The 17,216-nt window shown below is 44.0% G+C and carries 11 protein-coding genes; all 11 read left to right on the forward strand.

What is annotated here, in order from left to right; all coding sequences use genetic code 11:
- Positions 1-103 precede the first annotated feature (103 nt).
- The 11 genes from RDV49_RS03295 (at position 104) to asp5 (ending at position 17,057) form a co-directional block, all read left to right on the forward strand.
- Positions 104-5,140, forward strand: coding sequence for an accessory Sec-dependent serine-rich glycoprotein adhesin (locus tag RDV49_RS03295; protein WP_310744364.1), 5,037 nt, complete (start codon positions 104-106; stop codon positions 5,138-5,140).
- Positions 5,141-5,326: 186 nt separating this feature from the next.
- Positions 5,327-6,331, forward strand: coding sequence for a sugar transferase (locus RDV49_RS03300; protein ID WP_037608425.1), 1,005 nt, complete (start codon positions 5,327-5,329; stop codon positions 6,329-6,331).
- A 221-nt stretch (positions 6,332-6,552) separates the two neighbouring features.
- Complete coding sequence (secY2, locus tag RDV49_RS03305; protein WP_003008926.1) at positions 6,553-7,770, forward strand: accessory Sec system protein translocase subunit SecY2; 1,218 nt, start codon at positions 6,553-6,555, stop codon at positions 7,768-7,770.
- Between the two features lie 8 nt (positions 7,771-7,778).
- A complete protein-coding gene (gene asp1 / locus RDV49_RS03310; protein WP_003008924.1) occupies positions 7,779-9,368 on the forward strand; it encodes an accessory Sec system protein Asp1 in 1,590 nt (529 codons plus the stop codon).
- Positions 9,361-10,905 (forward strand): accessory Sec system protein Asp2, encoded by a 1,545-nt coding sequence (asp2, locus tag RDV49_RS03315; protein WP_003008922.1) that lies wholly within the window; start codon positions 9,361-9,363, stop codon positions 10,903-10,905. Before asp1 ends, asp2 begins: the two co-directional genes overlap by 8 nt.
- Complete coding sequence (gene asp3, locus RDV49_RS03320) at positions 10,902-11,372, forward strand: accessory Sec system protein Asp3 (protein WP_003008920.1); 471 nt, start codon at positions 10,902-10,904, stop codon at positions 11,370-11,372. The genes asp2 and asp3 overlap by 4 nt, the downstream gene beginning before the upstream one ends.
- 25 nt (positions 11,373-11,397) lie before the next feature.
- Positions 11,398-13,782 carry an accessory Sec system translocase SecA2 gene (secA2, locus tag RDV49_RS03325; protein ID WP_080554455.1) on the forward strand — a complete coding sequence of 795 codons (2,385 nt, stop codon included), beginning with the start codon at positions 11,398-11,400 and terminating at the stop codon, positions 13,780-13,782.
- A gap of 11 nt (positions 13,783-13,793) precedes the next feature.
- On the forward strand, positions 13,794-15,308 hold the full coding sequence (gtfA, locus tag RDV49_RS03330) for an accessory Sec system glycosyltransferase GtfA (RefSeq protein WP_003008916.1): 1,515 nt from the start codon (positions 13,794-13,796) through the stop codon (positions 15,306-15,308).
- Positions 15,292-16,647 (forward strand): accessory Sec system glycosylation chaperone GtfB, encoded by a 1,356-nt coding sequence (gene gtfB / locus RDV49_RS03335; protein ID WP_003008913.1) that lies wholly within the window; start codon positions 15,292-15,294, stop codon positions 16,645-16,647. The genes gtfA and gtfB overlap by 17 nt, the downstream gene beginning before the upstream one ends.
- Entirely contained in the window at positions 16,640-16,831 is a 192-nt protein-coding gene (gene asp4, locus RDV49_RS03340) for an accessory Sec system protein Asp4 (protein WP_003003066.1), read from the forward strand. The genes gtfB and asp4 overlap by 8 nt, the downstream gene beginning before the upstream one ends.
- A 1-nt stretch (position 16,832) precedes the next feature.
- Entirely contained in the window at positions 16,833-17,057 is a 225-nt protein-coding gene (asp5, locus tag RDV49_RS03345) for an accessory Sec system protein Asp5 (RefSeq protein ID WP_003008911.1), read from the forward strand.
- Positions 17,058-17,216 lie beyond the last annotated feature (159 nt).

Here is a 17,216-nt window from a genome sequence, read left to right on the forward strand (position 1 = left end):
TTTGAAAATTAAACAATAATATAGAAGTTTTTTGTAGCAAATTACTTGAATCTACGTAGTATTCCTGTATAATGAATAATGACTACAATGTAAGGGGAATATCATGCAATTTAAGCGTTCAAAAGGAAACTTTCGTGAAACAGATCGTGTCGTACGCTTCAAATTAATTAAATCAGGAAAAAATTGGCTTCGGGCATCAACGGCTGCTCTAGGCCTCTTTCGCGTGGTGCGTGGGCAAGTGGAGGAGACCATCATTGCCAATGTACAGCAAGATCAAATAGAAAGTCAAAAGAACGGCCAAGCCTTCTTAAAAGGTTTGATTACGGTAGGGACTGTTTTTGGTGGTGCTGTGATTGCTACGACTGCTAAGGCGGAGGATGCAACATCACTTGCACCAACGGTTTCTGAGACAAAAGAGGAAACCTTGGCAGAAGCAGATAGTGTGGTCTTAGCGAAAACCTCAAGCCAGCCTTCAGAATCCAGCTCTGTTTCAGAATCAACTAGTTTTTCTACATCTGAGAGTGCGTCTGCTTCGATCAGTGAATCCACGTCTTTGTCCTTGAGCGAAGTTGGATCAACTGCATTATCAACGGCACTTAGCGAGTCTGCTCAAGCTCTAGAGTCAGAAGCAGGTATTGAGAAGCCGACTAGTTTAGAAGAAGCTACTGTTTTAGAACAAAATACCTCTGAAGCTGAATTGCTCCAAGAAATTGCAGGGAATTACGCATCTAAAATGACGGACACCGATCGCCGAGCAGTGGTCGAAGCGGTCATTAACAAAGTGCAGTCCGAAGTGGCTGCAAGCAATAACTTGATCCATACCAATGCCAGCGCTCAAGCTTATGCTGACCAGCGCGATCGTTTGGAGAAAGCTGTCGATGAGATGATGACGACCTTGACAGCTGCAGGTTTTGTGGGAAATACGAATATAGATGGGCAACCTGCGATCTCTGCTCAGTTGGCTCCTCTAGCTGAGGAAACATACTTGGCTGATGATGTATTGGATATGACCCCGAACCCAGAAGATCCCAATGGTGCGAGTGTAGAAGATCCTACACTTGACACACCAGGATATGCTAAGGATCCTCATCTAGATAAAGATCTCTTAAGATTTTCGCCTGAAGAGTTGAAAAATTTTTTAGGTGAACCCTACACCAATCGTTATACATTTGGTATTTGGGACTTTGTGAATAAACAAGGAGAGTCACTTGGTTACTATGCGACTATGTCGATTGATATCAGTGAGATAGATCCGGAAAAGCATAAGGCAATGGATGTTTATTTCCGCATTGTCCGAAAATCAGATGGGGCTGAAATTTTTTCACAAACTGTATCTCCAAAAGGATATGGCCAAGATATTCAATTACCAAAAGAAGTACTGATTGGTCAGGCTCCCTTTGGGAACAAGGTTTTTAATTCGGAACCTTCTACAGGTAATGGGACCTTTGGAATGCTGACGAATTTTATTCCGGAACAGGCTTTCTTATTCCGGAGTATTTATGATGTCATGACGCCTGAGAATCAAGGGCAATTGATTAGGACGTATCCTAGTATCAAAATTCCATCTATGATGGGACAACAATCGACCTTCTATAGAGAAGTGGACCCGAATGGTAGATGGTTTAATGGGCAATATGAACCAACGGGGAAAGAAAGATCCTTACTAGAGTATAGAATCTACGGATTGGAAGGCCAGCATTATACAGCTTCCAATCCACGCGAATTTCCTGGTTATGTACAGGTCCCAGCGCACACCGTGTTCCCGAATCGTAAAAGTGGGGTGTTCGATAATAGTAAGAATGGGAAATCAAGAATTGAACTATTAGGGGATGCGCGTGAGTATTTCATTAAAAGTGAAGTTGTCACCCTTAATCAAAATGGTGATTATTCTCTTCGCTACTATGTTTTAGATCCTTCTAAAATCCATGATGTTAGTAGTGGTGATGTAGGAAATGCTAAGGTAACCGATGTATATACACTTGTTTATGAAAAAGAATTTAAACAAGATAGTACGGATAACCTTTCAGATTTAGGTGGAACTCGTAAAGTTGAAAGTAAAAACAAGGATTATTTCCTGAATGTTACACCAAAACGAATAGATTACCAACATTTTGAGTTGGATATTACAGGTTGGTTCTCTAGTAAGGAGACAGTTACATACACTGATGAGAAAACAGGAATAGAATATACTGTTCCAAAACCATTCACGGAACTTCCAAAATCGGCCTACCTCGATAAAAATACGACCATGGTCGTTGGAGAAGATGCAACACCTCAAGGAGCAGATGGTTTTTCCAACTTCAAACAAACGATCAAAAAAATAGTAGATTCATACCCCTTAACGAGTGTGAATTATTACTATCGGAAGATGACACCGTCAGAATCTACTTCACAATCTCAAAACTTCTCGATTTCAACTTCAGAGTCACTAGTTTCAGAATCCATTTCATCTTCTCAATCTGTTTCGGTCAGTGAGTCCGTTTCCTTGTCACAAGCATCTAGCTCCGCCAGTCAATCAGATTCACAGGTTTCAACCTCGATTTCCTTGTCACAATCTGTATCGACAAGCGAATCCAACTCGTTGGTTCAGGAATCGATCTCCACTAGTCAGTCGGAGGCTCTAGTCCAAGAGTCGGTTTCAGCAAGTCAATCGGATTCGTTAGTTCAATCGTCGGTTTCAGCAAGCCAGTCTGAGTCGTTGATTCAAGCATCAGTTTCTGCCAGTCAGTCCGATTCGCTTGTTAAAGAATCTGTATCCGCCAGTCAGTCAGACTCCTTGGTTCAAGCCTCAGTTTCTGCTAGTCAATCAGACTCGTTGGTTCAATCGTCGGTTTCAGCAAGCCAGTCAGAGTCCTTGATTCAAGCATCAGTTTCCGCCAGTCAGTCAGAGTCGCTGGTCCAAGATTCAGTTTCCGCCAGCCAATCAGATTCATTGATTCAGGAATCCGTTTCTGCCAGCCAGTCTGATTCCTTGGTTCAAGCATCAGTTTCTTCAAGCCAATCGGAGTCGCTGGTTCAAGAGTCGATTTCAGCGAGTCAATCAGAGTCATTGATTAAAGAATCTGTATCAGCGAGTCAATCCGACTCACAATCAAAAGCAGCATCAGCATCTAAGAGTGAGTCTGAAAAAGCCTCGAAATCTGTTTCGTTGAGTCAGTCGGTATCCTTATCTAATTTAGCATCTAGATCAATTTCTGTGTCTCAATCGCAGTCAACATCGGCGGTTGGATCGGAGGAAGTGGTTTCTCAACTGATTTCCTTGTCACAATCTATTTCGATGAGCAAAAAGCTGTCAGAATCCGTTTCAGCCAGCCAGTCTGAGTCGTTGATTCAAGCATCAGTTTCTGCCAGTCAGTCAGAGTCACTGGTTCAAGAATCAGTTTCTGCAAGTCAGTTAGACTCGTTGGTTCAAGAGTCAGTTTCTGCGAGCCAATCCGAGTCGTTGGTACAAAAATCAGTTTCCGCGAGTCAGTCAGAGTCGTTGGTTCAAGCGTCCGTTTCTGGAAGTGAATCAGAATCGCTAGTCCAAGAATCGATCTCCACAAGCCAATCAGAATCCTTAGTTCAAGCGTCGGTTTCATCCAGCCAATCGGAATCGCTGGTCCAAGAGTCGCTTTCAGCCAGTCAGTCAGAGTCGTTGGTTCAGACATCTGTATCGGCCAGCCAGTCCGATTCGCTGGTTAAAGAATCAGTTTCAGCTAGTCAATCAGACTCGTTGGTTCAGGCATCTGTATCGTCTAGCCAATCAGAATCTTTGGTACAAGCGTCCGTTTCTGCTAGTCAATCAGACTCGCTGGTTCAGGCATCTGTATCGTCTAGCCAATCCGATTCGTTGCTCAAAGAATCCGTATTAGCTAGTCAATCTGATTCCTTGGTTCAAGTCTCGGTTTCAGCCAGCCAGTCTGAGTCGTTGGTTCAGGCATCTGTATCGGCAAGTCAATCCGACTCGTTGGTTCAAGCCTCAGTTTCTGCCAGTCAGTCAGAGTCGTTGCTTCAGGAATCCGTTTCTGCCAGCCAGTCTGATTCCTTGGTTCAAGAATCAGTTTCTTCAAGCCAATCGGAGTCGCTGGTTCAAGAGTCGATTTCAGCTAGTCAATCAGAGTCATTGATTAAAGAATCTGTATCAGCGAGTCAATCCGACTCACAATCAAAAGCAGCATCAGCATCTAAGAGTGAGTCTGAAAAAGCCTCGAAATCTGTTTCGTTGAGTCAGTCGGTATCCTTATCTAATTTAGTATCTAGATCAATTTCTGTGTCTCAATCGCAGTCAACATCGGCGGTTGGATCGGAGGAAGTGGTTTCTCAACTGATTTCCTTGTCGCAATCTATTTCGATGAGCGAAAAGCTGTCTGAATCTGTTTCAATGAGTCAATCCGAATCCTTGGTTCAAGCATCCGTTTCTGCAAGTCAATCAGACTCACTGGTACAAGCGTCGATTTCAGCGAGCCAGTCAGAGTCACAAGTTCAAGCTTCAGTTTCGGCAAGCCAGTCTGAATCGTTGATTCAAGAATCGATTTTGGCGAATCAATCCGAATCCTTGGTTCAAGCTTCGATTTCTTCAAGTCAATCAGATTCGTTAGTTCAAGCTTCTGCCTCAACAAGCGAATCAGCTTCAACTTCTCATGTCGTAGCTGCATCGCAGGTTTCAGAGTCTGGATCGTTCTCGCGATCAGTTTCAGAGAGTCTATCTGCTTCACAATGGGCATCTCATTCAGAATCTCTAGCGTCAGCCTCGCTATCGAAGTCTGACTCCTATAGCCAATCAACTTTTTCTGCAAGTGAATCTACTTCAACGTCCATGCCAGTGTCTGAGTTTCCTTTGACGAGTGTCTCAGAATCTATGAGCGCATCATCGACAGAGAGTCAATCCCTATCGCATGAAGCTTCTGAATGGATCAGTGTGTCTTATGCGTCAAGTTTCTCTGCTATGACCAGTCCTTCGGAGTCTGTCGTGTCTTCATCAAGAACCTCTCACTCAGAATCTCCATCAGATGCAAGCTCGCTAAGTGCGACGCATTCTTCAGGACCTGCTCTTCCAGAGACAGGAGCCCATCCTTCAAGTAATATCCTTGCTACGGTAGTTTCCATTCTTCTGTCTGGATTAGCCCTTTTAGGAATCCGGAAAAAAGATGGCAAATAGAACCTTAAAAGACCGGAATGAACCGGTCTTTTATTGATCTAGAATGTCTAAGAAGTTGTGAAATATGTTATAATGAATGAGGAAGTTTTCGTTGAAGGGTATGAAAAAGGTTGCTTTGTGAAAGCTCAGTTTGCCTTCATATCTTCAGGAAATATGGGACAAAAAAAGAAGAGTCAGAGGAAAGAGATGAAAATCCATTTTACAAATTTATTCGGGCAGTCTTCTCAGAGCGTGGCCCTGATGGCCCAAAACGATATCATGAATGTCGTTCGCGAGCTTGGGGTCAATGAATTAGGGATCTACTTTTATGATCATAGCAATGAACCAGCTAGTGAATTGAACTCGCGAATGGATGGGATTTTAGCAGGCGTTGCTTTTGGGGATATCGTTTTCGTTCAATCGCCTTCTTGGAATGGGATTGAGTGGGACCGCCGTTTGGTTGATAAGTTAAAACTCCTTCAAACCAAGTTGGTCATGTTTATCCACGATGTCCCACCGCTTATGTTTGAGAGTAATTATTACCTGATGCCCAACTATATCGACATGTACAATCAGAGTGATCTGGTCGTTGTTCCATCAGAGCAAATGTACCATCGTCTAGTATCAGAAGGGCTTACAGTTAAAAAATATGTGGTACAAAAGTTGTGGGATTTGACCCACAGTTTGGATCTCTATACCCCGCAATTTGAGAAAAAACTGATCTTCTCAGGAAATCCTTCGCGTTTCCCTCATATCATCGATTGGAAATATGATACACCCCTTCATGTCTATACTGAACCAGTTGAAGGAGTTGATTATTCCAAGGTCCATATTGAAGGCTGGCGAACCAAGCAAGAATTGCTTTTGGAGCTTTCTAAGGGTGGTTTTGGGCTGGTCTGGGGAAATTCAGAGAACCCCGAGGATGAGCGAGATTACTACAAAGAAAATATTTCCTACAAACTATCGACTTATCTATCTGCTGGTCTTCCAGTAGTAGTGCCAGACTATTTGTCAAATGCAGACTATATTCGAGACAAAGGGCTCGGCTTTGTAGCCTCCAGTCTTGAAGAAGCCAATCGTTTGGTCCAAGACTGTACAGAAGAAGAGTATGCTCAAATGGTCCGAAAAGCTCACTATACTTCTTATTTGATCCGCAATGGCTATTTTACAAAAAAATTATTCGTCGATACCATCATGGCCTTGGATGAATAACATTCAATGAACAATCCTTTAGATAAACATCTGAAGGATTTTTTGTTGAATACAGTACCAAATGGGGAATTTGAAATATTATCAAATATTAGTGACAAATGAGTTTGGAAACGTCGCAAATTATGGTAAAATAAGTTGAGATAAAATGCTCTAAAGGCACATATTAAAAGGCTATTCCCCAGGTGGAAGAGTCAAAATGAGTAAGAGAAAGTTTAAAAGAAATGTTAAAACGATCTGAAGTAGGAAAGAGATTTTGTTGGACGATATTTTTCGTCTTTATTTATGTTTTGGGAAGTAAAATTTCCTTGCCTTTTGTTGACTTATCAAAGGCCTTGAGACTCAATGAGGGAACGACAACCGGTTTACAGCTCTCAAGTGCTGTGATGGGGGGGAACCTCCGTGGAATGTCGATCTTTTCGATCGGTCTATCCCCGTGGATGTCTTCCATGATTTTGTGGCGGATGTTTACCGTTTCAAAACGCTTTAACCTCGAAAAAACCAGTTCGGAAATTGTGGAGCGGCGAAAGATGTACGTGACCTTGGCACTCGCCATTGTCCAGTCCTTGGCAGTGGCCATGTATCTCCCCTTGAAGACAGGGTTGAACTCCGGACTTGTCATTGCGGTCAATACCATGATTATGGTAGCCGGAGCCTTCTTTCTAGTTTGGCTCTCAGATCTAAATGCCGCTTTGGGGCTTGGAAGTTCTGTTGTGATCATGATGGCTGGGATGGTTATGTACCTGCCAGAAGATGTGATGCAGACCCTTTCAAGTGTCAATAATATCCCAGAGATCGCTTATGTTCTGGGCGTGATTTTTATCTTGATTTTTGTCTATGTGGCAGTCTTGGTGGAATATTCCAAGTACCAGATTCCTGTCAATAAATTAGGGATCCACAACAACTTGAAAAGTTATACTTTTTTGGATATCAAGCTCAACCCAGCAGGAGGGATGCCCTTTATGTACGCCATGACCTTGGTGTCCATTCCTCAGTATGCCATGCTCTTGATCTTGTCTATGGATTCCAATGCTAAGTGGGCTGCTCGTTTAGCCAAACACTTGGTGATGGGAGATCCGATTTGGATCCTTCTTTACATTCTGATGATCGCCCTTCTCTCTTTTGCTTTTGCCTTTGTCAATGTGAATGGAGAAGAAATTGCAGATAAGATGATGAAGGCTTCCGAGTATATCGATCATGTCTATCCTGGAGCAGATACACGTCGCTATATCAATAAAATTGTGCTACGCTTGACGGTTTTTGGGACCTTGTATCTGATCCTCTTCACGGCGCTTCCTTTTTCTCTCTTGTTATGGGATAAAGATCTTTTGCGCTTGACCATGATTCCAGGAACCTTCCTCATGTTTGTTGGGATGATTTACAATATCCGAGAAGAAATTCGTGCCCTTCGTGTGAATCAACGTTATACAAGAATATTCTAGGAGTAACCATGTATTATTTTGTACCAGCCTGGTATGGAACGGACCGCATCTGGCAGCAAACAGCTACCCCTTGGTACTGGATGCGAGAGTCCATTGAATTTGACGATACCATTAATCAAGTTCGTATTTTTCAAGAAGCAGAAATGGATCGGATCTTATTGTTGCCTCAGTATAGTCCACAACTGCGCTATTTTTTACACCGCCAAGATTTGTTAGAGACAGATGTGCTTTCGATTTTTGATAAAATCCAACAGGTTCCGTCTGATTTGACTATGCGCCCAGTCCAGCTTCAGGACATCGAATGGCCGAGTGAGACCACTTTTTCCTATACTCCCTTTTTGGTGATGGCATTTCGAAAGGGCCACCACCTAGCAAAAATTGATATGGGAGTGGATGGAAACCTTCTCTCTTTGACCCGTTATAAGAATGACGAGATCAGCTACATCGAGTACATAGATGATCGTGGCTTTATCTCTAGTCGAATCTACTACAATGAGGGAAAACCCTATTTCCAAGAGTATCTGAGTTTTGATGGACAATGGGTTTTGAGAGAGATGTTGATCGAAGAGAACCACTCCGTCATGGTTAATGAAGCTTTCTTTCATGCCTTCAAAAAAGAAAGCTATGCCAATATGGGAGACGTTGTCGCTGAAAAAATGAAGGAGCAGCTAGCAACCTTGGTTCCAGGACGAGATCAGTTGGTTTTGGCAGCTCATCCAGCAAATTTGGCTTTTTTACAAGATACAGCAAGTAGTGTCAAGAAAGTCTTGTCTTTCTACGGGGATCGCCAGCCCTTGTCTGCCGAAAACTTTGCCCTCTATTTTGATATGATTGATGCCCAGCTCTTGATTACAGATAGTGAAAAAACCAAAGAAGCGATTGGGGGCTTTTCTCCTAGCTTGGCTCAGAAGACACACCGGATTACCTCTTTTGACTCCCGCCTTCGTTTGGGCTCTAGTCAGGAGCGCAAGGAATCGAAGATTTACTTTTATGTCAATGAAGCTGAGCTTCCAAGTAAGAGCCAGCTCAAGAAGGTTCTGGAGGTCTTGGCGCAACATCCTTTATTTGAAGTTGTTTTTGCATTTTACAATGGATCACCGGAGCATGTTAAGGAATTAGAAGGGCAACTCGAGGAATTGATCGCTAGCGAGCAGGACTTTCATCTGGTTCAATCACCAGCCCAAATGGAAGGACTTGGGGAAAACCAGATCATCGATGAAGAGTCCGTACAAGACGCACCGGACTACCGTTTTGTAGTTAAGAATTTTTCAAATGAAAATGACATTATTCAAGAATTGGAAAAAACACGCTTGATCGTAGATTTAAGCGAGGAACCCAACCTCTATACGCAGATTGCAGGGATCTCTGCTGGAATTCCACAGGTCAACCGCGTCCAGACAGAATATGTCGATCATTTGAAAAATGGCTATGTCTTATCAAAGGGAGACAAGGAATTAGAGAAGGCAATCACGCACTTCTTATTGGAATTGAAGCCTTGGAACGAAGCCTTGGTCTACTCGATCGAAAAAATTCAAGAATACACCGGTCAACGCTTGATCGAGAAATGGGAAGGATGGATGAAAGAACGTCATGGATAAAAAACTACAAATACCCCATATTCTCCAAATCGGCTCAAGTAGTTGGCAGGATCAGGTGGAGCTTCCTGCTGGACTAGGCTGGCACTTTTTTCAAGCTACCGCTCTTCCATCGCTCAAAGAATATATGGAAGAAGAGGAAATCTCCAAATTCAAAGCCTTGATTCTAGAAAAGCCAGAAGATTTATTAGCTTTAGGAGAAGACCTGGCTTATTTTCAGCCTTATACTGTTTTTTATGATCAAAGCCATGAACTAGAGGCGCCTTCTGACGAATTGGCCCACCTTTTAAGACTCAAGCAAGCAAGACCCTGGGATTTCTCAAATAAGCATCAATTTCTCTATGTCTTAGAGCGCTTTTTATACGACAATCAATATGGAGATGCCTTTACGGCTCGTGACCTGCGAGTGAGACCGGATTTTGCTGGCCAGCAAACGGTGCTGGGGCAACATTTTCTGAAGCTAGATGGATCATACGGTGAAGAGTTTACACCGATTGCTCAGTGGGTTTACAATTATGTATATGATGCTAGCCGCCCCATCAATTTTTGGTTGGAATACGAAAAAGATCCTAGCTGTCAGCTGCAATTGCGGATTCAATTTTACCGCTTTGGTGCTCTGGGAGAGTGGGTCAAAGATGCAGTCTTTTCAGAAGAAGAGATGCAAGCGCCCTTAGAATTGGATGGCGCAGAACCTTATTATCTAGCTTTTTCGCTGGAGGCAAAAGGAGAGGGGACGCTTACGATCGGAGCCTTACATAAGCGCTTGTCACATGGTCCTTTAGGAGAGATGACCGTAGGAGCTCAGACGCTACGGGACCACAAACGCCAAGAAATTTTTGCTTATTTCCATCCTGGCGATCTGAAGCCCCCTTTAAACATTTACTTTTCTGGGTATCGTCCGGCTGAAGGATTTGAAGGGTTTGGGATGATGCGTGCGATGGGGAGTCCCTTTATTCTCTTTTCTGACCCAAGACTGGAAGGTGGATCCTTCTATATGGGCTCAGAAGAATTGGAAAGTCAAATCACTGCTTTTATTGATCAGCACTTGGACTTGCTCGGCTTTGAGCCAAAAGATATGAATTTCTCTGGCTTGTCCATGGGGACCTTTGGTGCCCTTTACTATGGGGCTCTTTATTCTCCTCATGCGATCTTGGTCGGAAAACCCATTGTCAACCTGGGAGATGTCGCTGCCAACCTGAAATTTAAACGCCCAGATGAGTTTGGAACATCCCTAGACATGATGCAGTTGATCATTGGTCAAGTGTCGCAAGAAGGGATCGGTCAGCTCAATCAACGCTTCTGGGACCGGTTTAACCAGGCAGATTTCAAGGATACGATTTTAGCCCTTGCCTATATGAGGGATGATGACTACGACCAGCAAGCTTATCCAGATATTTTAGAGGCCTTGTATGAATTACCGGTTCGTATTATCAGTACCAGCCGCGCTGGTCGACACAATGATGCGAGTGGTCCGATCATTGAGTGGTTTGTGACCCAGTACAAAGAAATCATGGAAAGAGACTTTGGAAGAAACCAATGATAAAAATAAAAGAAAATGAAAGCAGACGAATCTACTGGGGCGATACCGTTCTTGCAGATTATCTTTGGGGGTCAACGATTCAAGCAACTGCCCAAGGAAGCGTTCAATTTCAGAACCCCCTCATGCCATCTGGTCAAGTACTGAAAACCTGGCATTCACAGACAAATTTTGGCGCAACGCGTCAAATTCCTAGTCTGCCCCTGCTCAAAAGAGAGCAAGATTATGAATTGGTTATCACGATGGAAGCGACTCCCCCTCATACCGTTATGGTAGAAATTATCTTTAGAGATCGCTTTGGAGACCTTGTTGGCCGTCGAGTAACCGCAGAAGGTCGCTTGCAGTTCACCTATCCAGATCAAGCTTACGCCTACGAAGTACGCTTGCTCAGTGCAGGTTTGCAAGAGTTTACCTTCCACTATTTCACTATTCAACCAATATCGTCTGAGGGAGCAGAAGTTCTCGAATAGACGAACATCACTGCAAAAAAAGAGGATCACATTGGATTACGTTAAATTAAGAAACATCAAAAAAATCTTAAAAGAAGTCAATAGCTGGAAGGATGATATGGCCCGCTTGACGGATCGTCAGCTGCAGGAGAAAACTGCAGAATTTCGGGAACGTCTAGCAGAGGGCGATACCTTGGATGATCTCTTGCCAGAAGCATTTGCGGTTGCGCGGGAGGCCGATAAACGGGTCTTGGGCATGTTTCCTTATGACGTGCAAGTCATGGGAGGGATTGTCCTCCACCAAGGCAATGTCGCTGAAATGAATACCGGTGAAGGAAAAACCTTGACGGCAACTATGCCGGTTTATCTCAATGCCTTAGAGGGCAAAGGGGTCATGGTTATTACGACTAATACCTATCTGGCAACTCGGGATGCAGAAGAGATGGGACAGGTCTATCGCTTTTTAGGTTTGACCGTCGGCGTTCCTTTGAAACAGTCAGAGGACGAAGAATTAGATCCAGAAGTCAAACGCGAGATTTACCAATCAGACGTCATCTATACGACCAATACCAGTCTGGGCTTTGACTATCTAACAGAGAACTTGACGGCTTCAGCAGATGGCCAATTTTTGGCAGACTTCAATTACGCTATTGTCGATGAGATTGATTCGGTGCTTCTAGATAGTGCTCAGACCCCCTTGATTATTTCTGGTTCTCCTCGGGTCCAGTCCAACCTTTATGGGATTATTGACACCTTGATCCAAACCTTCAAAGAGGGGGAAGACTTCAAGTTTGACGAAGAAAAGAAACGGGTTTGGTTAACTCGAAAGGGAGCTCATGCAGCAGAAGCTTTTCTTGCCATTCCCAATCTCTATGATCCCCAATACCGTGATTTAGTCCGCCATATCAGCTTAGCTCTACAAGCCAATAAAAACTTTATTAAGGACAAGGACTATGTCATCCATCCCAATGTCGAAGGGCAAGATGAGATTGTCTTGCTAGACCAGGCAACAGGACGTTTGATGGAAATGACCCGCTTGCAAGGAGGACTCCACCAGGCGATTGAAGCCAAAGAAGGCCTCAAGCTAACTCAAGAAACACGGGCCATGGCTTCGATTACCTACCAAAATCTCTTTAAGATGTTTCGAAAGTTAGGAGGCATGACGGGGACTGGGAAGGTCGCTGAGGCAGAGTTCCTCGATACCTATGCCATGTCAGTGATCAAGATTCCAACCAATCGCAAGAAGATCCGTAAGGATTTGCCAGATGAAATCTATCAAACCTTACCAGAGAAAATCGTGGCGTCCTTGGATTATGTGAAGAAAATCCACGAAAAGGGCAATCCGATTCTGGTCTTTGCCGGATCGGTTGAAATGTCGATTCTTTATTCGAATCTTCTCTTGCGCGAAGGGATCCCTCACAATCTTCTCAATGCCAACAATGCTCCCCGAGAGGCCCAGATCATTAAAGAATCAGGTCAAAAAGGAGCGGTGACAGTTGCGACCTCAATGGCCGGTCGGGGAACCGATATCAAGTTGGGACCAGGAGTCGCTGAGTTAGGTGGTTTAGTAGTTGTAGGGACTGAGCGGATGATGAACCAGCGGATTGACCTTCAAATTCGTGGGCGTTCAGGTCGTCAAGGAGATCCCGGTTTGACCAAGTTCTTTGTCTCTTTAGAAGACGATTTGATGAAAAACTGGGGACCAGACTGGATCCAGGATACCTATCAAGACTATGATGTGGATGAGCGGATTGGTTCAGCCAAAGCTCTGACTAAGCGCAAGTATAGAAACTTGGTGGAACGAGCTCAAAATGCTAGTGAAAGTTCTGGTCAGGCTAGTCGTCGGATGACGCTAGAATTTGCGGAAAGCATGAACATTCAGCGTGCCATCGTCTACGAAGAGCGTGACCGCTTGATCAAACAAGAAGGACGCTTGGATGATATCGTTGAAAAAGCACTTCGTTCCGTCTTTTCAAGCGTAGCCCACAAAAAAGAATACAAGGAACCTGTAGCTTTTTATCGCTATATGTTAGACAATGTTAGCTACCAAGTGGATCCGGAAAAGGCCCACCAAACCTTCCGTAGCAAAAAAACCAAAGAGAATTTCTTATGGGAGATCGCGAAGAGCGAGTTAGAGGCCAAGTATGAGGTCTTAGGGACCGATGAGGTGATCGCACAGTTCCAACGCATGGCCATCTTAAAAGCTATCGATGAAAACTGGGTCGAGCAGGTCGACTATCTGCAACAATTGCGGATGGCTCTATCTGGTCAATACACCAGTCAGAAAAATCCTTTGGTGGAATTTTTCCAAGAAGCCTACCAATCCTTTGATCGAATGAAAGGGGCGGCCAAAGAACAAATGGTCCGCAATCTTTTACTGAGTCGAATAGAAATCAATAAAAAAGGGGAAATTGTCTTGCATTTCCCATAAAAGAGGACATTATGACAGTATACAATATCAACCTTGGAATCGGTTGGGCCAGCAGTGGTGTTGAGTACGCTCAGGCCTACCGGGCCCAGTTGTTACGCAATATCCATCAACCAGCTAAATTTGTTTTTATGGATATGATTCTAGCCGATAATATCCAGCATTTGACAGAAAATATCGGTTTTAAAAATGATGAAATTATCTGGCTCTACAGCCATTTTACAGATATTAAGATTGCACCAACGACCTATACCATTGACCAGGTCTTAGCAGGTTTTGCCGGGAAACCGACGCGCGAAGAAGTCGATGGCAAGATCAAGCGCTTCTTTTATGAAGACCAGGACAATTTTTTGACCTGCTACCTGCGCTCAGAAAACAGTCCTTATGTAGAGCGTTGCGAGTATGTGTCTAGAGGGATCTTGGTGAGAAAGGATTATTTCTCCTATGCCCGCTATTGTACGGAGTACTTCATTCCTAAGAACAACCAAGCCAACTTGATTGAGCGCCGCTTTTACAATGAAGACGGGACGGTTGCCTACAGCATGCAGATGGCGGATGGCCGCGAAATCTATCGTTTCCCAGATCGCTATCTAGTTGGTCGCCAAGAATTGATCCGCTACTTCATGCAAACCCTTCAATTGACCAAACAAGATCTGGTGATTTTGGATCGGGAAACCAATATTGGTCAGCCTATCTTTGAAGAAGCGCAAAAAGCCCGTCTGGGTGTGGTCGTCCATGCCGAGCACTTCAGTGCCAATAATGTTGATGATCAGTATATCTTGTGGAATAACTATTACGAGTACCAATTTACCAATGCAGACAAGGTGGACTTCTTTATTGTAGCGACTGACCGCCAAAAAGAAATCTTAGCCGAGCAGTTTGCCAAATACACCAACCATCAGCCGGCTATCTATACCATTCCAGTTGGGAGTCTTGCAAGCTTGCCACAAAACGAAAATCGCACCCCATTTTCTATGATTACCGCCTCTCGTTTAGCGACAGAAAAGCATATTGATTGGTTGGTGCGAGCAGTGGTTCGCGCCAAAAAAGAATTACCAGAACTGTCTTTTGACATCTATGGAAAAGGTGGAGAAGAAGGCAAGCTGCGTTCTCTAATCGATGAATTGGGGGCGGCAGACTATATCCATCTCAAAGGGCATGCCAATCTAGAGGAAATTTATAAGAACTATGAAGTTTACCTATCAGCGTCGACCAGTGAAGGTTTTGGGTTGACCTTGATGGAGGCGATTGGTTCAGGACTTCCGATTATCGGTTTTGACGTTCCTTATGGCAACCAGACCTTTGTCACAGAAGGTAAAAATGGCTATCTCATTCCCCCTTCAGCAGATCAAGTGGTCGACCAGATTGCTACTGCCTTTGCGGAAAAAATGATCCAGCTATACAAAAAAGATGATCTAGCCAGCATGCGTCAAGCATCTTATGCGCGTGCAGAAGACTTTTTGACCAGCCGAGTAGAAGAAGCTTGGGCACAATTGATAGAAGAGGTGACACATGCTGAACGTATTTGATAGTTATTCTCGTGAAAGCCAAGACTTGCTCCACTCCATGAAAGAGTCTGGCTTTGACCACCCGACCGTTGTTTTGGAGCCAAATGGTTTCTTACCAGACGGTGTCGAATCTCCCTTTATCTATTTCTTAGGACAAGCAAAAGGGGAGAAGCGGGGACGCTACTTTAATGAAGTTCCAGTGCCTGATTTCTGGGAAGTTTCTGGGGATAATAGCTCGGGAAAAGTGACCTACTATGGTCAAGAAAAGGCTCGAATTGTGTACCATGCTGCTTCCTATAAACGCATCGTCGAGCGCTTAGAGTGGTTAGATGATAAGGGACAAGTGGTCATGGTTGAGCACTATGACCAATACGGTCGTAAGATTGCTGTAACGACTTGTGGCGATCAGGGACAGTATTTGGTGACCACTTATTTTGAAGGGGATATCGAGCGCTTGACAGAGAATCACCAAACAGGGGATTTGATCTTGACCTTGGACCATCAACCGATGCGGATTTTCAAGAATCGCTTAGATTACTTTGTCTTTTATCTAGAGTATCGTGGTTTTGATCTAGATGGTTTGGTCTACAATACGCTGGCCACCTCCTTTAGCATTAGTCTCCAGCTAGGCAATAAAGGCATCAAAGGACGCGACGTCTTGGTGTGGCAAGAGCCTCTTCACGACAGCCTTCCGGGCAACATGCAGTTGATTCTAAAGAGCCCAGAAATCCGGACCAAGAAGATCTTGATTCCGCAAAACGCGACCTATCATCGCGCTTTGCAGTTGACCTCGCAAGATCAGCATAGCTATTTTGGACCCCTTGGCTACCTGTATGATTTCAAGGTGAAAGACGATATCCGTAAAGACGCCTTTGTTTTGACTAATTCGGATCAGATCGAAGCCTTGACCTACCTAGTAGAGAATTTGCCGAATGTGACCTTCCGTGTAGCAGCTTTGACGGAGATGTCTGCGAGCCTCTTGTCTATGGTCCGCTATCCAAATGTGGTCTTGTACCAAAATATCAGTCAAGAGCGGATCAAAGAGTTGCTTAAGGTCTCTAGTATTTATCTGGATATCAACCACTATGCAGAGGTGCAAGGTATTGTTCGCAAGGCCTTCGAACACCAGCAAGTCATCCTTACCTTTAGCCATACCCTGCATGACCGCCACTTCCTCGCACAAGCCAATATCTTTGATCAAGGAAAAGAAGCAGATATGGTGGCCCGTATCCAGGAAATCTACCAATCTGTGGATAACTACAGAGAAGCCGTCGCACAACAAATTGCCCAATCAAGTAGCGTTGAGCCAGCTGTTTTCAAAGCTCGCTTGCAAGAAGGGATAGGTGGACACAGTGAGTGATCGTAAGAAAGATTTATTTTACAAAGAAGTAGAAGGACGGATGGAGTCTCTCAAACGCCGTCCTGCCGAAAAAGAAAAGACGACACGTTCTGAAAAGATCAATGTTACTTTTAATGTGATCATTGGTTTGGTGATTCTGCTGGGAGTTATTTTTACCCTCTTCAGAGTGTTAGGAGGATCCTAAGATGGAAATGGTATTTGCAATCGGGATCTCGATCTTATCCCTCGCTCTTGTGGTTCTGATCACCCTGCAGCCTCGCCAACAACAATCGCTTTCAACAGATGCGACCAGTAACCTAGGAAAACCAAGTTACTGGCGGTCCCACCGTGGACTCAAGCTAGCAACCCTTGCCGTTAGTATCGTCTTTCTCCTATCTTTGTTTCTTTATATGATGGTCGTACAGGCCTAGTGTCTAATAGAATGGATAAAACGAAGTTGGTATTCTCCAACTTCTTTTAAATTGTAGATAGAGTCATCTTAGAAACTTTCCTTAGGTGAGTACGGACGTCAGCGAACTTCGAGGAAGTTCCATGACTAATTATTGAGCCTAAGGTCTCAATAATCCCGA

The organism is Streptococcus parasanguinis, from assembly GCF_031582885.1.
Classification (GTDB): Bacteria; Bacillota; Bacilli; order Lactobacillales; family Streptococcaceae; genus Streptococcus; species Streptococcus parasanguinis_M.